13 protein-coding genes and 1 pseudogene are annotated in these 16,157 nt (G+C 56.5%); 6 read left to right on the plus strand and 8 right to left on the minus strand.

What is annotated here, in order from left to right:
* The first annotated feature begins 251 nt into the window (after positions 1–251).
* The gene (locus LEPIL_RS23245; protein WP_002768838.1) at positions 252–812 is read left to right on the plus strand and encodes a hypothetical protein; all 561 of its coding nucleotides are present in this window, start codon (positions 252–254) and stop codon (positions 810–812) included.
* 61 nt (positions 813–873) lie between these two features.
* On the opposite strand, the gene mtaB is transcribed toward LEPIL_RS23245, so the two are convergent.
* From mtaB to LEPIL_RS00400, 7 genes and pseudogenes are all read right to left on the minus strand, one after another.
* Positions 874–2,313, minus strand: a complete 1,440-nt coding sequence (mtaB, locus tag LEPIL_RS00370) for a tRNA (N(6)-L-threonylcarbamoyladenosine(37)-C(2))-methylthiotransferase MtaB (RefSeq protein ID WP_157135001.1) — start codon at positions 2,311–2,313, stop codon at positions 874–876.
* A complete protein-coding gene (locus tag LEPIL_RS00375) occupies positions 2,282–3,055 on the minus strand; it encodes a tetratricopeptide repeat protein (RefSeq protein ID WP_002768841.1) in 774 nt (257 codons plus the stop codon). Before LEPIL_RS00375 ends, mtaB begins: the two co-directional genes overlap by 32 nt.
* 57 nt (positions 3,056–3,112) lie before the next feature.
* A complete protein-coding gene (locus LEPIL_RS00380; protein WP_002768843.1) occupies positions 3,113–3,610 on the minus strand; it encodes a hypothetical protein in 498 nt (165 codons plus the stop codon).
* Positions 3,611–3,797: 187 nt separating this feature from the next.
* Positions 3,798–6,257 (minus strand): annotated as a pseudogene (locus LEPIL_RS00385) (ATP-dependent Clp protease ATP-binding subunit); the annotation flags it as partial.
* 111 nt (positions 6,258–6,368) lie between these two features.
* Positions 6,369–7,517, minus strand: coding sequence for a hypothetical protein (locus LEPIL_RS00390; protein ID WP_157135002.1), 1,149 nt, complete (start codon positions 7,515–7,517; stop codon positions 6,369–6,371).
* Positions 7,480–8,211: an ABC transporter ATP-binding protein gene (locus tag LEPIL_RS00395; protein WP_002768849.1), complete on the minus strand. Its 732-nt coding sequence runs from the start codon at positions 8,209–8,211 to the stop codon at positions 7,480–7,482. The genes LEPIL_RS00390 and LEPIL_RS00395 overlap by 38 nt, the downstream gene beginning before the upstream one ends.
* Before the next feature lie 7 nt (positions 8,212–8,218).
* Positions 8,219–9,553 carry an ABC transporter permease gene (locus tag LEPIL_RS00400; RefSeq protein ID WP_143464762.1) on the minus strand — a complete coding sequence of 445 codons (1,335 nt, stop codon included), beginning with the start codon at positions 9,551–9,553 and terminating at the stop codon, positions 8,219–8,221.
* 91 nt (positions 9,554–9,644) lie between these two features.
* Here LEPIL_RS00400 and LEPIL_RS00405 point away from each other — a divergent pair, with 91 nt between their 5' ends.
* The 5 genes from LEPIL_RS00405 to LEPIL_RS00425 all read left to right on the plus strand — a co-directional run bounded on the left by LEPIL_RS00405 (position 9,645) and on the right by LEPIL_RS00425 (position 14,903).
* Complete coding sequence (locus LEPIL_RS00405) at positions 9,645–10,613, plus strand: hypothetical protein (RefSeq protein WP_002768852.1); 969 nt, start codon at positions 9,645–9,647, stop codon at positions 10,611–10,613.
* A gap of 409 nt (positions 10,614–11,022) precedes the next feature.
* The gene (locus LEPIL_RS00410; protein WP_002768854.1) at positions 11,023–12,030 is read left to right on the plus strand and encodes an IS5-like element ISLil2 family transposase; all 1,008 of its coding nucleotides are present in this window, start codon (positions 11,023–11,025) and stop codon (positions 12,028–12,030) included.
* Between the two features lie 415 nt (positions 12,031–12,445).
* The gene (locus LEPIL_RS00415; RefSeq protein WP_002768855.1) at positions 12,446–12,841 is read left to right on the plus strand and encodes an NINE protein; all 396 of its coding nucleotides are present in this window, start codon (positions 12,446–12,448) and stop codon (positions 12,839–12,841) included.
* On the plus strand, positions 12,838–14,070 hold the full coding sequence (locus LEPIL_RS00420) for a hypothetical protein (RefSeq protein ID WP_002768856.1): 1,233 nt from the start codon (positions 12,838–12,840) through the stop codon (positions 14,068–14,070). The genes LEPIL_RS00415 and LEPIL_RS00420 overlap by 4 nt, the downstream gene beginning before the upstream one ends.
* Positions 14,067–14,903 (plus strand): inositol monophosphatase family protein, encoded by an 837-nt coding sequence (locus LEPIL_RS00425; protein ID WP_002768858.1) that lies wholly within the window; start codon positions 14,067–14,069, stop codon positions 14,901–14,903. Before LEPIL_RS00420 ends, LEPIL_RS00425 begins: the two co-directional genes overlap by 4 nt.
* Before the next feature lie 64 nt (positions 14,904–14,967).
* Here LEPIL_RS00425 and LEPIL_RS00430 read toward each other — a convergent pair whose 3' ends face one another.
* On the minus strand, positions 14,968–16,155 hold the full coding sequence (locus tag LEPIL_RS00430) for a DUF1574 family protein (RefSeq protein ID WP_002768860.1): 1,188 nt from the start codon (positions 16,153–16,155) through the stop codon (positions 14,968–14,970).
* Positions 16,156–16,157 lie beyond the last annotated feature (2 nt).

Consider the following 16,157-nt stretch of genomic DNA (forward strand, 5'->3'; position numbering starts at 1 on the left):
GGCGCCGTCGCTTTCCCATCCATGGTCCGCTACGCAGGGGGAGCGGGCAGGCTGGCACCGGGGCAATGGGACTTCTGGTCTAAGCCTGTCCCGGCTGCAGCGCTCCCGCCCGAAAGCGTGACACGGAGGTCAGAGCGGCCCTGGGGTGCCGGGCAGAGACACTATACTTCAGCTCGCAAAACGGCAGGGGGACCAGCAGGCTTTACGGAGAAGGGAATAAGGAAGAGGGGAAGGTTTAGAGTTCTACAGGTATGAAGAAAGTCTACTGTCTTGTTCTATTGTTGCTTGGTGGCTGTGCAGGTACGGAAAGACACATTCCGCTTACTGCACACCATCGTACAGCAACAGAATGCAGAAACTGTGAGAAGATCTGTATCGCTGTTTCAGACCGTACGACACTCTATAAAGATCGCAGCTACACGCTCCATGCGCAACAAGCCATTATAGATGAATTGCGCCACTCTCTAAGTGCTCAATTCCAAACTGAAATCTATCCTCGCTGTTCCATAGATTCTATGCTATTGCGACTAACGAAAATGGATGTTGTATTGGAATTTGACAGTTTCTTCTGGCCTGTGCTGGGGTGGAGCTTACGGCTTTCCCTTGATATGGAAACATATGCCGGCGGTACAACCAGGACCTTTCGTGCCTCTTCTGACTTTCTCGGCAACGTGCGCCGTGACTTTTCAGTACCACCGGTCGAAAAGGTAGCTCGAACTGCGTTTCCTGCCGGCGTGGAGCAGGCATCATGTAGAGTTGCTCAGGCGCTTCTGAAAGCCTCTACAAACCAGTGCGAACCGAAAAGACCATAACATAGAAGCGATTTCGTAAGAACGGCCTGATCTCATCGCTATCTGTTAGCTCTCTGTCTCTTCAATCCACCGGCCAGCCCACCCTGCCCTCTGCCTGGAGCTTGAGTTTTACAAGCTGGCCGCGGCGCAGAGTCGTTGTGTCGCTGATGGGAACATTGAGACGAAGAAATTCGCCGGTTAACGCTTCCATAAAGAGAGAACTGCCGACCTCTTTTGCTTCTGCCTTTGCCTCTCCTTCAAGAACGCCTTCGACGATACTTCCGTCCATGCGGCGATAGAACGATTCCATAGCGGCTTCTTTATGTGCCGCCACGCGCTGCATGCGTTCTTTGACGGTGGTTCCGTGCACACGTCCGGGCATGACGGCGGCAATCGTTCCCTCGCGAGGCGAAAAAGGAAAGGCGTGTACGCCGGCAATATCAAGATCGACGAGAAGCTTCAGTGAATCTTCGAAATCGGCGTCGGTTTCGCCCGGAAAGCCGACCATGAGATCGGTGCCGAGAAAGACGTCGGGGTTGATCGATCGTACCTTTTCGATTCGCATGCGGAAGGTTTCGGGCGTATAACTGCGTTTCATCTGCCGCAGAATATTCGCCGAGCCGCTCTGCACGGGCACGTGCAGATAGTTACAGAATCTCGGATGCAGGCTGAGTTCGGCAAGGCGCTCGTTTACGTCGGACGGCTCGATGCTTGAGAGGCGAATGCGCGCATGCTTCACCGTTTCAAGCATGCGTTCCAGCAGATCGGCAAAGCGCATGTTATTCTCGCGAAACCATCCCAGATTGACCCCAGTGAGAACGATCTCGGGAATTCCCGCCTCGTCCATACGCCGTAGATGCGCCATGATCTCGGCCGCATCGCGCGAGATGCCGCCTCCTCTTGCCTGGGGAATCTTGCAGTAGCTGCACTTGCGGTCGCATCCGTCCTGTATTTTCAGATACGCCCGGCTGTGATCGACGGGAAACACGTCGCCATAGGCAAAGGGATCGGTTAACACCGCCCTTTTACCGCGTCCCGGATCGGCGATGGCGCCGCCAGAGAGCGAGACCTGCGCGGATGGAGGCGATTGTGTCGTGCGCAACGAATGCACTGATTGCGAAACAGGGTCGGCGTCGGAACGGCGTTCCTCTTCAAGCATGCCTTCGATGATCTCGAAGATATTCGATTTACGATCGTTGCCGACGACGGCGCGCACGCCAGGGATGCCGAGGATCTTTTCTGGGTCGGTCTGCGCATAGCAGCCCGTCACAAAGATGCGGGCCTGCGGATTGCGTCGCAGCACCTGTCGGATGATATTTCGATTTCGCGCGTCGGCCGATTCGGTGACGGTGCACGTATTGATGATGGCGATGTCGGGCCCGTCGGTTAACGGCACGATGCGATAGCTGTGCCGGCCGAATCGGTTCAGTATGCCGTCGGATTCATACTGATTCAGACGGCATCCGAGAGTGTGAATGCCTACGCTGAGTTCAGTCGATTCGGTCGAGGTTGCTTTTTGCAACGGCGTACTCTCCATCAAGCTCCAGCGCCTTACGATAATACTGTCGCGCCAGGTTCAGCTTCTCTTCTTTCTGCGTCGGATTGGCCTCTGCCAGTCGCTCGTTTACGATGCCGAGGTTGTTATACAGACGCTTCGTCCACTCTTTATCGGTCATCTTAATACGCAGGGCGTTCTTGAACCTGAAGTCAGCCGTCTCATAGCTGCCTTCAAGCATGTAGATAAGACCGTCGAGATAGATGGCAGGAAAGAAGTTCGGATTCTTAGCGATGATGGCCTCTACCTGACGACGGGCATCGGCATATTTCTTCTGTTCGAGAAAGGTGGCGGCCAGCTCATAGCGAACCCAGTGCTCGTCGGGAAACTTGCCCGCCGTACGACGCATCATCTCAAGCGCCTTTGCCGTCGCTCCTTTCTCGCGCTGCAGCGTCGCCATATAAAGGGCCGGACCCGGCTGATCGGGATGCTCCTTCATCGCATAGAGCATATGCGCCATCGCCGAATCAATGTTGCCCTGACGATGGTAGTTCGCCGCCGCCAGCATACGCAGCTCAAGCGATCCTTTATTCGCATCAAAGACCGAACGGATCAACTCAAGAGATTGCTCGTACTGCCCGGCCCTGTAGAGCTTTACGGCCTCGGCGTATTCGGGTGGAGCGGCAAACAGAGCCGAGCCTGCAGCCGAAGCAAAAACGATCGCAATAGCCAGGCAGGAGAAGGATAAAGAAGAGATGCGGTTTTTCATAGCGACTCAACCGGATTATCGGCACGGATCAGCGGGCCAATCAATTTTCGAAAAACGTCAGAGCTGACGGTCACGACGCTCTTCGGCGGCGACGGGCAGAATCGAAGGAACGGGAAAGTTGCGTGAAGGATCGGCAGAAAGAAATCGAATGCGCAGAACAGGTCGTTTTGCAAGCAGGGCATGTTCGATCGCCTCGTCGCCGACGTAGGTCTGTTCGTTCCAGTACAGCACAGGCAGGTCGATCTCGGCGTTGTGACGCAGAACGGGCTCCGCTCCTCTGCCATCAAGCAGCTGCGCCGGACTGAGGCGGCCCTTGCCCGAGTACTCATGCCCGCGATGGCGGAATTCATATTCGAGCTCAAGCTCGTCGGCATCGGCCGGAACGCGAATCGATCGAATGCCGGCCACGGCCTGAAAGCTGCGCTTCAGGCGCCAGTTATAGAATCGCAGGCCGAGCAGGATGGCCAATCCGACGCCGATGAGGGCGAACACCCAGGCAGCGATGCCGGGCGTGGCCGTCAGAGCGGACGAAAGTGCGGATTGCCATCCTTCCATACTCTGTTACCTTCTTCGATGCGATCTCGCGATACGAAAGCTCTCAGGTCAGCTGACCTGAGTTTGCCGGGCGAACCGACGGCGAGTTGCGAACGGAAACGCCGCGCAGCTTGAGCTGAGCCGCTTCCTTCTCTTTCTTCTGCGCCTCTTTACGGGCACGCTCGGCCAGCTTCTCGGCATACAGCGCCTCGTACTCCGCCCATTCCTGTTCGTCGTACTTCAAAGAGCGTTTGCCCTTTTCGTCTGCCTCGGACCGGATCAGGATCTTTGTAGGCTCACGAAAGGCCCCTTCGAGGAAGCGGTTCGCCATATAGTCCTCAACCTCGCGCTGCAAAGCGCGACGCAGCGGACGGGCGCCGAACTTCTCGTCGAAGCCGATCTCGGCAAAGTAATCGCGACCCGAATCGTCGATCTCGACAAGGATCTTGCGGTCAAAGAGCTGCTCGTTCAACCGACGCAGCATGATTCCGACGATTTCTTTGATCTGCTCTTTGTTAAGCGGATGAAAGAAGATGATCTCGTCGATTCGGTTCAGGAATTCGGGGCTGAAATGTTTTTTCAGCGCCTCCATCGCCTTCTCGCGACGTCCGATCTCGACCTGAGCGGCGTCTTCGGAGAATCCCATCTTGCCGCCTTTTTGCATCTCACGGGCGCCGAGATTCGACGTCATGATGATGATGGTGTCGCGGAAGTCTACCTTGCGACCATGTGTATCGGTCAGCGTTCCTTCTTCGAGGATTTGAAGCAGGATGTTGAAGATGTCGGGATGCGCCTTCTCGATCTCGTCGAAAAGCACGACGGAGTACGGACGACGGCGCACATACTCGGTGAGCTGCCCGGCATCGTCATAACCGACATAGCCCGGAGGCGAACCAATCAACTTCGATACGGAATGAGGCTCCATGTACTCCGACATATCAAGACGGAAGAGAGCGTCTTCGGTACCGAAGAGAAACTCGGCCAGCGTGCGGGCGAGCTCGGTCTTACCGACGCCCGTCGGCCCGAGAAGAACAAACGAGCCCGACGGCTTGCGCTGATCCTTGAAGCCGGTACGCGAACGACGCACGGCGCGGCTGACGAGATGAAGCGCATCGGACTGACCGACGACGCGTTTTTGCAGCTCTTCTTCCATACGCAGAAGCTTCGAGGCCTCGCTCTCTTCGATCTTTTCAAGAGGGATGCCCGTCCACATGCTGACGACGGAGTAGATATCTTCAGAGATGATCTCGATGGCCGAGCTCGACAGCTTCTCCTGCCATTCGCGATTGATATCTTCAAGCTCCTGCTTTTTCAGATTGATCTCGTCGCGAACCTGTGCGGCCTTCTCGTATTCCTGCGCCTTCACAAGATCGTCTTTCTTGCGCGTTAACAGCTTCACCTCTTCTTCGAGGGCAAGGATCTCTTCGGGTCGCGAAGAATTCTGCAGTCGGGCGCGCGAGCCGGCCTCGTCGATGATGTCGATGGCCTTATCGGGCAGGAAGCGCTCGGTGATATAACGCTCCGACAGCTTCACGGCAAGCTCGATCGAATCCTCGGTGTAAACAACACGGTGATGCTCTTCGAAGGTCTTCTTGAGACCTTTGAGAATGAGGATCGTGTCGTCGATCGACGGCTCTTTAACGTGAATGGGCTGGAAGCGACGCTCAAGCGCCGAGTCTTTCTCGATATACTTGCGGTATTCGGTAAGCGTCGTAGCGCCGATGCACTGGATCTCGCCGCGGGCAAGGGCCGGCTTCAGCATATTCGCCGCATCGATCGCTCCTTCGGCAGCACCGGCGCCGATCAGCGTATGCAGCTCGTCGATGAAGATGATGACGTTCTTCGAGTTCTGAATCTCGCGAATGATCTTCTTCAAACGATCTTCAAACTCGCCGCGGTATTTCGTACCGGCAACAAGGGAGGCCAGATCAAGGGCGATTACCCTCTTATCAAAAAGCAGATCGGGCACTTCCATCGAGACGATGCGCGAGGCCAGGCCTTCGACGATGGCCGTCTTACCGACGCCTGCCTCGCCGATCAAGACGGGGTTATTCTTCGTCTTGCGGCAGAGCACCTGCGTCAGACGAAGGATCTCCATATCGCGGCCGATAACGGGATCAAGTTTCTTATCGGTGGCAAGGGCGGTCAGGTCGCGGGCAAACTCGTCGAGAGTCGGCGTGCGCGACTTCTCCGTCGTCGCCGGACGCGTCGCCGGTGCCGGACCGGCAGAGGCCACGCCGAGGATGCGCAGGATCTCGCCTTTGATGACCGAATAGTTCACCTGAAAGGAGGCAAGGGTCGCCCCGGCGATGTTGTTGTTGTCTCGTAAAAGGGCGAGCAGGATGTGCTCGGTGCCGACGTAGTTATGCTTGAGACGGCGCGCCTCTTCTTTCGAGTAATCGATGATCTTCTGGTATTTATCGGGATTCGGCGACAGCTCGAGCAGCATGGCACTGCCGCCCTGACGCGACCGACGCTCCACCTCTTTCTTCAGCTGCTTCAGATCGATGCTCAGATTCTTGAGGATCTTGATGGCAACCGAATCCTCTTCGCGAAGAAGGCCGAGAAGGATATGCTCGGGGCCGATCATGTCGTGGCCGAGGCGCTTCGCCTCTTGCTGTGCGTATTCGTTTATGACCCGTTTGGCTCTTTTCGTAAAATCAAACATGAAAGACCTCTACTGATAAGAAAGAGGGATTCCTCTCCCTGTCATTCCTTTTTCACTATCGGCCGCCTGCTCCCATTTCAAAGAGAAAAGCGTCGAAATCGATATGCGCCATCAGAGCGTGCGCAGGAACAGTCGAACGATCCGGCGCAGAGCACCCGAATCCCGGACGGGCAGAAGGACGGTGGCGCTGCTCTCGATGGCAGAGCCCTCGCCCGCCGAACCACGAACAGAGAGGCCGCCACGACGCAGTGCGGCCAGCTCGGCCAGCCAGATCGCCGGATCAGACTGACGGCGGAAACGCAGACTCATCCGCATCCCGTTACCCGCATTGGACGGACAGGCCGTCAGAAATCCGAAAAGCGGATGCGCCTGAAACCACAGATGCTCGTCAAGGGCGGCGAGCGTCGCAAGCACCTGCTCTTCGAACCGTCCGATCTGCTTGAGAATCTGCTCCTCTCGCAGTGCCGGCTCGCCCTGTTGTGATTCCGATGCAGGATTTGCGTTGGCCTCAGCAACGGGCAGGCGCAGAAAAAAGGCCAGGCGCAGATGGTCCTCGTCGTCGGCCCGGATCTCAAAGCTGCCGTCCGCTGAGATTCGCCTCGCCCCCTGACGCACGGTTGCATACGCCGGCGAACGCTCCTCAAAAAAGCGGACGACCGAACTGCCGTCGGCCAGAAGAAACTCCTGTAAAAGCCGCCGCTCAGGATCAGGCAGTCGGCTGAGATACGGAACATCGGGCAGATTGCGGGCTACACGGATGCGCACCACCAGCTCCCCCGCCTCGGGTTCACAAGAGGCAGGCTCGCCTGCGCCCGGCGATGCAGGCTGTGGCTCGCTCCTGTCGCCGTTATCAACCGTTGAAGAAGGATTCAGCTCTGCGCGCTCGGATGCTGTCGTTAACACATCATGCAGCAGTCGATGCCGGGCCATCGCCGCCCGCGACGGTGCAGGGCGTTCAAATAAGGGGGGCTTGCGTCCTCGCTCTTTTGTGATCATCTCTAAAAGCGAATCGCGAAAGGTATCGTAGCAGCGGGAACAGCCAAGACGCTCCGAGAAGCGAATCGTCGCAAAATCCAGCCCGCAACCCGAGCAGCGAAGCGCAAGCGGATCAGGCGCCGTTTCGAAGTAGATGCGACAGTGCTCGCAGTAGGGCTCCACCCTCGCCTTCTCGGGATTCAGCCGGAAGACTCTCAGAACCTGGCCGCAATGACCGCAGCGCATACTATGCGATACGTTCCAGCTTTCCGTTTCGGAGCGCATGGCGATGCGGAACGCGGCGCGCCAGCTCCATGTCATGCGTGACGATGATGAGATTGAAACCGATCTCGGACTGTAACTCCCAGAGCAGATCGGCTAACTTCTCGGAGTTCGTGCGATCGAGGTTACCCGTCGGCTCATCGGCGAGAATCAGAGGCTTATCGCCGACAAGGGCCCGGGCGACGCCGGCTCGCGCCATCTCGCCGCCCGAGATCTGCGACGGATAATGATTCAGGCGATGACCGAGTCCGACGCGCTCAAGCATGGCGATGGCCTTTGCTCGCATATCGGGAACGGAGCCGCGCAGAATCCACAGAGGCATCATCACGTTTTCAAGCACGGTGAAGTCGGGCAGAAGATAATGGTGCTGAAAGATGAAGCCGACGGTCGTCGAGCGAAAGCGCTCGATGTCGGCCTCGGACAGTTCGGTCAGATCATGGCCGAAAACCTCAAGCGAGCCCGAGCTCGGATGATCGATGGCGCCGAGCAGATGCAGGAAGGTACTCTTACCGGCGCCGCTTGCTCCTTCAACGGAGAGGATGGCGCCGCGAGCCACATCCATATTCAGATCGCGCAGAACGTCGACGCGCTCCCCTTCAGAGGCGTAGTGACGCGAAAGATCGCGCACGCGGATGACGATCTCTTCTTCTTCCGCCTGATCGGCGGCGGTGTTACCGGGTACCGTATTCACGTTCATATATGCCTCAGTCGTTGCGGATCGTCTGCACCGGATCAAGCTTCGCCGCCTGTCGCGCCGGGAAGTATCCGGCGAAGCCCGACAGGATCAGCGTTACCATGGCGATGCCGAAGATGAAGCTGATGTCGGTGTTGACGGGAAGATGATCGAAATAGTAGATCTGCCGCGGAATCAGATGCACCGGGGCGCACTGATTGGAATAAAGATGGCACAGTTGATCGGCAAGGTCTTCGACAAGCTGAATCGTGCGCTCCAGATGCTTTGATAGAAAGATGCCCAGCGCTCCGCCGATCGAGGCGCTTAAAAAGCCGATGAGCATCGAATGGCCGGTGAAGATGATAAGCACCGAGCGCATCGACATGCCCATCGCACGCAGCATACCGATCGAGCGGCTTTTGGATTTTACAAGCAGATACGACGTTACCCAGATGCCGGCGATTCCGGCGACGATGAGCAGGCCGAGGATGATCATCATCATCGTCTTCTCGAGTTGCAGGGCGGCCAGAAACGTGCCCTTCTCGTCTTTAATCGTGCGCATGCTGTAGTCGAAGCGGTTGCCCGGAATACTATCGCGGATCATGCTTTTCGTGGAGTCGAGACGCGAGAGATCCTTGAGCTGAATAATGATCTCGGAGGTGCGTCCGTTCATATCAAGCATGCGCTGTGCGGTGACTAACGAAACGAACATGAGATTCTGATCGAATTCGTAGAATCCCGTGCGAAAGTAACCGGCGATCGTCAGATCGGCGCGCTTGATCTGCAATCCGCGCGTAAGCACGCCGCCGGCCGGAAGAAAGACCGTAATCGTATCGCCGACGTTCCATCCGTAGTAGCGGGCCATCTCGCGACCGACGATAACCATGTTGCCGTCGTTCATATGATCGAGCAGGCGCTGATCGTAATGCACAAGCGGAGGAAAGTCGTCGAGCTGGCCGCTCTGCAGCTGCTCGCTTTTCACGGGGATGGCGCGCAGCCCCTTACCGTCAAAGCGTCCCTGATTCTCAAGCAGACCGTTCGCCGTGATGCTCGGGAAGACCGAGCGTATGTCCCCTTTCAGCGCCGGATCTTCTTTCAATATGTTCGTGATCTCGTTGTAGTCGTTGAAGGTGGCGCCCGTCATCGATCGAGTGAGCGTAATATGATAGCCTGAATTCCAGAGAGACGAACGCACCTCGGTCTGAAAGCCCGTGAACACCGAGAGCACGACGACCATGATGAGAACCATCAGCGCCATGAAGATGAAGGAGAGACGCGTGCCCAGGCTGAACAGAGCAAGGCGACTCTGCCCGCGCAGATAGCGGGCGGCAATAAATAATTCCAGCAGGTATCCGGACGGTATCACCCGGCCGAGCTTCACAGATGCGACTCTGCGGTCAACAGGGTTTCTTGAATAACGGTTGCCCTCAGATCGACGTCTGACATACGGGTTTGAAATGAGACGGTTTGACCTCGTTCTGTTCTCCCTTATCTTCGCCTACCTGCTCAGCGGATGGACCGGCTTCTGGGGCGTACAGCGCACCGGCCTTGAAGAACAGCCTCTGCGCATCGACTTCGAGCCCGGCTTCTTTGAGATCCTCAGAACGGAGGGCACCTTTCTCGATGAGCTGCAGGACTCTCTCGTCGAAAGCGACTCCCGTCCCGAACGTCTTTTCGATCACGTACACCGCGACTTCACGCAGAATCTCGTACTCGCCGCCGCCTTCGGCTTTCTTCTTGTATTCACGCTTCTCACCGCCGTCGCCGGTATCACAAAGCGCTGGTTCTATTCGCGCATGAAGCGCATGGTCTTCCTGCCCGTATCGTTCTTTCTGCTTCTGTCGCTGCTGCTCTCGCCGAAAGAGCCTCCGCTCGGCATGACAAGCGCCGTGCAGCAGCTTTTATTCTTCGGGCCGTTTGTCATCAAAAGCGCCCTGCTCTTTCTGTGCACCGCCGGATGGATGGCATCGACGCTGAAAGTCGACGAGAAAGACTTTCTTACGTATCTGCGACGTGATCCGCTTAACGTGCGTCGCGCCATACGCGATCGTGTCGCTCCCGCTGCCACCGATCTCTTTTTTATCGCCGCCGTCGGCGCCCTTATCACCAACGTCGTATTGCTTCCGTTCTTTCAGCTTCAGATTCACTTCGCCGAATACTTCGCCTTCGTTTTAATTCCAGGCCTCGTGCTGCTCGCCATCTATTACGTGAACTCGTATCATAAAGTCGCCCTGCTTCGCGGCGAAGACGGATCGTGGGGCACGGCCCTGGCCTTTCTCTCGTTTCGCATGATGCGCAACTTCCTGTATTTAACCGCCCTCGTGCTTGTCGTCGTGCTCGTACTCGGCGCCATACTGACCTTCAGCTACAGCAACCTCAATCTGCTGATCGAGGCGGGTGTGGTTTCAGAGACGCCTGGGCTCTAAGGCCGCATCGTTCCCTCCCTCTTCCCCGCGTGGCGCACTCCATACGCCAAGCGGGGCGCTCCGCGTCCTGCTCCGCTGTCGGGAGGGAACGATGCAGCCGGCTTTGGTTAGACGGGAGAGCACCTGGCCCGGCACGCTCCGCTCTCAGGTGGGTGCGGGTGTGACGGGATTGGGGCGCATCGCCCATAGCAAAGGCCAGTAGTGGTTATACAGGCATCGGGGCGATCGGGCTGCTTCGAGCTCCGCTTCGCTTCGGCCTCCTCGCTACGCTGCGCTTGGAAGCGAGTGTCTGATTCTTAACGGGAGGGGTGGACGCCGGAGGTCTGAGCTTTCGACTAACGCGAATCGGCCTTGGCTTTGTTGTACTGAAAATGCTTGTACCCTGCAATGAGTCGTATAAACTGAACGCATGGCCCGGAAAAAAGCTGAAACACAGACCGAAGCAAAAGAGAAAACACGTTATCGTGTAAAGAACTGGCGGGAATATAACCAGGCCCTCGTGAACCGGGGAAGCCTGACCGTATGGATCTCAGATGATATCAGCACGACCTGGGCAGCGGAATACCGTCATAGAGGACGCGGCCATCAGCCTGTTTATTCGGACCAGGCAATTGAGTTCATGCTGACTCTCCGGGGCCTGTTCAAATTCCCTCTTCGCCAGACCACCGGTTTTGTAAGGTCGCTATTCACGATGCTAAAGCTGGATCTGCAAGTGCCCGATTATTCACAGGTTTGCAGAAGACAGGCGGGGATCAAGATGAAGCCGATCAATGCCTCAAAGGCTATGAAAAAAGGCGTGGATCTGGTTATGGATTCGACGGGGCTGAAAGTCTATGGCGACGGTGAATGGATGACCAGAAAGCATGGTCCCTCAAAACGTCGTACGTGGCGAAAACTGCATATCGGAATCGACGTTAATTCCGGCGAGATAGTTTATGCCGAGTTAACAAGCAATAATGAGGATAGCGGCGACAGCAAAGAAGCGGTAAAGGCGATGCGAGATTTGATTTCGTCAGGCGTGAAAATAAAGTCGTTCAGGGGCGACGGAGCCTATGATACTCATGCTGTTTACAATACCGCCCGCATCAACGGAATCAATGTGATCGTTCCACCCCGCGAACATGCAGTGACGCTCGATGAAAAGTATTCAAATGCGGAAAGGTTCAAGATATCCTGGCAGAGGGATGATACTATCAGGGCTGTGAGAGAGAAGACCCGAGCAGCATGGAAGGAGGAAAGCGACTATCATAAGCGATCACTCGTAGAAATGACTTTCTTTCGTTACAAAACAGTATTCGGAGAAAGGATGGCCGCTCGTAATTTCCCAAACCAGCAAGCCGAAGTTCTCTTGAGAAGCCGGTTGTTGAACAAGCTCAATCAGCTCGGCAAGCCCGTTTCTGTTCCGATAAAAACCTGAAGACTCAATGTTAAAACGACTGAGCATGGAAGTTCGCACTCTACTGACCGTTTCAATACAACAAAGCCTCGGCCTCCCCGCGCGCGTTATGTCACATTGCGCCCGACGTTAGCATATCAGTACACCGACGCCCGACGCTGGCAGACCAGTATTCCCGTCCGCCCCACTGCCAGACAAATACTCCCGTCCAACACTGGCAGATTCGTTTCCCGTCAGCCCGACACCGGCATCTTCTTCTCCCGTTTACGCCCCATCGTACCACTCCGATCTTCCCGTTGACGCTGCTGACAACATCTGCTCCGCTCCCACCGCCCGACATTCGCCGATTCCTTTGCCTCGCACGTATTCCTGCCCAATCGCCCCTTAACCCCCTAAAATGCTTGTCGGATGACACTGTGCCGTGCATCCTGGGCCCATGCAGGACACACACAGCAAGTCTATTGGCTACCTTGTCTGGATCTTCGGATTTCTCGGCGCCCACCGCTTCTACTATGGCAAGCCGGTTTCAGGCACCATCTACTTCTTCACCCTGGGCCTCTTCGGTATCGGCTGGATTATCGATCTCTTTCTGATCCCTTCTATGGAAAAAGAGGCAGAGCGCCGCTATGAACCAGGACCTTACAACTACACTATCTCCTGGCTTCTTCTGACCTATCTGGGCACTTTCGGAATTCATCGCCTTTACCTGGGAAGAATCGGTACAGGCATCCTCTATATGTGTACTTTCGGCCTTCTTTTTCTTGGCGTTCTCTGGGATTTCTGGCATTTGAATGAGCTTGTTTCTGAGCGCAATCGGGAGAGCCGCTCATGAGTATTACGCGCAAGGGCACGGGCTGGGAGCTTCTTCAGAGCTGGTACATTCTGCTGACGCTTGTTCCATTTGGGTTCACGTCATTCCTGGCATTCCTGTATACGTTTCTTCGCGTGAAGAAGATCACGCATCTGCTTGCCTCGGTCGTCTACCTGGCAGGCATCGTCGGGCTGTTTATTCTCGTCGATAAATACCCAGATCAGGAAAGTCGGCCGGATTGGTTTGACGGTGCGATGTTCGGCCTCCTGGGCCTGTGGATCGTTTCTATCATTCATGCGGTTCTGATTCGCAAGGAGTTCCTGCTGCGCCTCGAAGCGGGCGAAGAGAAAGAAGCCGTCGATCATTCGACGATGCGCACGAAAATCCGCAAAGAGATGGGAGTGAGCAAGAATCCGGTCAACGACGTGCTTGTGGAATATGCCGACGAAGATCTGTCGGTGCGCGTCTGCCGCACCATCCTGAATAACCTGCCCTTTGCTCCGAACTTCGATTCGTATCGCGACATAGACGGAGCGGTGCGTCGTATGAATCCCGACGCCGACGAAGAGCTGCTTCGCCGCGCCGAGCAGATCGCCGAACGAGACGACGGCGTCTTGAAGGTCGTAAAGACCGGCATAGCCCTCGATCGCGTCGACGGCGGGCTCGGTATCTACACCGGCATCAAGAATTCCGTCGATGCCATCAAGAATAAGGATCGGGAGCGTACGTTCGAGGCCGATCCGCAGCAGGCCGCCGATGCAGGCGTGAAGGCGCTGGCTCTTGCGTATATCATCGCCTCGCTCTATGACGGATCGCCGGTCGATCGCGTGAAATCCTTCCTTTCGACAAAGGCCGGACAGGAGGCGCTGATCTACTTCGCCGCCGTCGAGGTCGCCCTGCCCTTTACGGATAACCTTGCGCAGGCGTCGGGAAACTGGATGTCTTCCCTTCTTGCGTCGACGGGAAGCGAGGCCGAGAAACGCTTCGGACAGTTCGCTCAGGGCGAGTCGCTTGAAACGGCGAAGGGCATCCTGCAGACGCTGAGCCAGAGCCTCGACCAGATCCTCGACCAGACGCGAAACAACCTGCGTCCGTTTATCGAGAAGACGCAACAGGTGCTTCCTTCAATTATGAACGTTACCGATTCCGTAACAGGCGGAGCGGCCACCGCCCTCGACCTGCTTCCTATCTGGAAGCTGCTCTGTGCGCGGATTGCGGCCGAGGCCTGTGCGACAAAGGCGGCACGATGATCCATTCGATTCCCGCAGAGTTTCCTCTTGATGAAGTGCAGAAGCGCATGCAGTTTCTGCTCGGCGTTCTGCCGGCCATCGGCGAGAACATCGTCGAGTATCAGAAGGAGGTCGTCGCGAACCGGAACGCCCTTCCGTTTAAAGAGATCCTCGCGAACGTCGACGAACATGCGGAGCGTCCTATTCTGCATGCGCTGACGGGCAGCTTTCCCGACGATCGCTTCTCGTCGGAGCTTGCCGGCGATCAGGGAGAGGATTCCGACTTTCACTGGTGGATCGACGCTCTCGACGGCTCCCGTAACTATATTCACGGAAATCCGCTTTACTGCATCTCGGTTGGGTTAACCTTTCGCGAGCATCCCGTCGCCGGCGTCGTCTATGTGCCGACGTTTAAAGAGACCTACCGGGCGATCTTCGGCGACGGATCGTTCAAGAACGACCACCCCATCGAGGCCTCGGGTACGGCCAGCCTTGATACGGCCCTTGTGGCATCGGGGCTTCCCTATCAGCGGCGCGGCATCATCACCGAGCTGATCGGCGATATGTCGGCCATTCTCTCGGCCGGCGCCGGTCTGCGTAAAACAGGATCGGCCGTGCTTGACCTCTGCTGGATCGCCGAAGGTCGCTTTGACGGCATGTGGGAACGCAACGTGCATCCCTGGGATACGTGCGCAGCGAGCGTGATACTGCGTGAGGCGGGCGGGCGCCTGTCTGATTTTCAGGGCCGCATCTATGACGTCAGCACCGGCGACGTTGTCGCTTCAAACGGATTGCTGCACAACGACATCCTGAACATCCTGAAACAGGTGCGCGAGGTGGACGGTATCAACTGAGAAGCGTCACTGAGAGTCGTCCCGGAAGCCTCCCGGACGACTTCAGGCACCGTTGATTACGGACTCACAGAAAAGGAATCGGCCCTGCCGGACGCTCGGGCCTGCGCCCGAGCAACGTCTCCAGTAGCGTCGTCGTGATGGCAGGGAAGCAGGTCACAGACAGGTGGCTTGCATCGTAATAATCCTGACAGGTCATGCGACCGGGCTCGTTAAAGTTAATCGTCTTGATGTCGTTCTCTTCGGCTATCTGAACGGCCCGCGTCCAGATCTGCGAGATGGCCGGCTCCTCTTCGTAAACCTTGCGCAGATGCGGATTGACGGCCGGCCAGAATACGACGGCCGTTCCTCCGGCCTGCTTGATGCGCTTCATCGCCCTTTCGAGAAAGAACATCTGCTCCTGCGAGACGACGAAACGCTGCAGATACAGCGAAACAAGCTGGTCGGTTTCGGCTTTCAGCTTTTCATCGGACATGCGTCCCCACCATGCCAGCTGAGCGCCGCCTGTGGCGTTCAGAATCGTGCGGTGCGGCGACTTATAGTAGTTATAATATTTGAGGTCTTCATGGCGCACCGTCGCCAGCTGACGCAACATCACCAGCTGATCCTGACTGAACTGGTCTTCGCGTACTCCAAGCGAAGAAAGCTGTTTATCAAGATCGGGCTGCGTGAGCGATCCCTGGATGCGCGAAAAAAGCGTTCCAAACGAGAACTGCATGCCCTGCAAAGCGAATCGACGCGATCGCGTATAGATGTCCATATCGCGCTGCGGTATCATCGTTCGATTCTCTTCGATAAAGCGTTCGTCGACCGCATAGACGAGAACGGGCGATCCGAATATGCCGGCATTGCGGGCAAGGCCGTCGGGCGAGAGACCGATGATGAAGTGCTTCGGAGCGTTCGGCATCGCGAGGATCTTCTCGATGAGATAATCATGATAGGCAGGAACGGCCTGTGGTCCGGCGAAATTCCAGATGTCGGGATTCTTATAACCGGCAAACATGGCCACATGGCGACCGATACCGAACGATCGGGAATCGCCGAGTACGATCACCGTCTGCGAAGAATCGCCGATTCGCTGCAGATGCTCTTTTAGCAGATCAAGCTGCTCGGTGCGCTGCCTGTAATACATCATGCCGCCCGGTTGCACGAAATGATCGCGCACGGAGGGCAGCAGGAATACTTTATCGAGGCCATAGAGTAAGGGAAAAAGCAGAACGGATAACCACAGAAAAGGACGTCGCAGGAATTCCATAT

The sequence above is a fragment of the Leptonema illini DSM 21528 genome (assembly GCF_000243335.1).
GTDB lineage: Bacteria > Spirochaetota > Leptospiria > Leptospirales > Leptonemataceae > Leptonema > Leptonema illini.

What these genes read in the sequence shown, in the direction of transcription:
- LEPIL_RS00405 (WP_002768852.1), top strand. Translation starts at nt 9,645, where the DNA reads ATGAGACGGTTTGACCTCGTTCTGTTCTCCCTTATCTTCGCCTACCTG.
- LEPIL_RS00430 (WP_002768860.1), bottom strand. Translation starts at nt 16,155, where the DNA reads ATGGAATTCCTGCGACGTCCTTTTCTGTGGTTATCCGTTCTGCTTTTT.
- LEPIL_RS23245 (WP_002768838.1), top strand. Translation starts at nt 252, where the DNA reads ATGAAGAAAGTCTACTGTCTTGTTCTATTGTTGCTTGGTGGCTGTGCA.
- LEPIL_RS00415 (WP_002768855.1), top strand. Translation starts at nt 12,446, where the DNA reads ATGCAGGACACACACAGCAAGTCTATTGGCTACCTTGTCTGGATCTTC.
- LEPIL_RS00390 (WP_157135002.1), bottom strand. Translation starts at nt 7,517, where the DNA reads ATGCGCTCCGAAACGGAAAGCTGGAACGTATCGCATAGTATGCGCTGC.
- LEPIL_RS00395 (WP_002768849.1), bottom strand. Translation starts at nt 8,211, where the DNA reads ATGAACGTGAATACGGTACCCGGTAACACCGCCGCCGATCAGGCGGAA.
- LEPIL_RS00380 (WP_002768843.1), bottom strand. Translation starts at nt 3,610, where the DNA reads ATGGAAGGATGGCAATCCGCACTTTCGTCCGCTCTGACGGCCACGCCC.
- LEPIL_RS00410 (WP_002768854.1), top strand. Translation starts at nt 11,023, where the DNA reads ATGGCCCGGAAAAAAGCTGAAACACAGACCGAAGCAAAAGAGAAAACA.
- LEPIL_RS00425 (WP_002768858.1), top strand. Translation starts at nt 14,067, where the DNA reads ATGATCCATTCGATTCCCGCAGAGTTTCCTCTTGATGAAGTGCAGAAG.
- LEPIL_RS00375 (WP_002768841.1), bottom strand. Translation starts at nt 3,055, where the DNA reads ATGAAAAACCGCATCTCTTCTTTATCCTTCTCCTGCCTGGCTATTGCG.
- LEPIL_RS00420 (WP_002768856.1), top strand. Translation starts at nt 12,838, where the DNA reads ATGAGTATTACGCGCAAGGGCACGGGCTGGGAGCTTCTTCAGAGCTGG.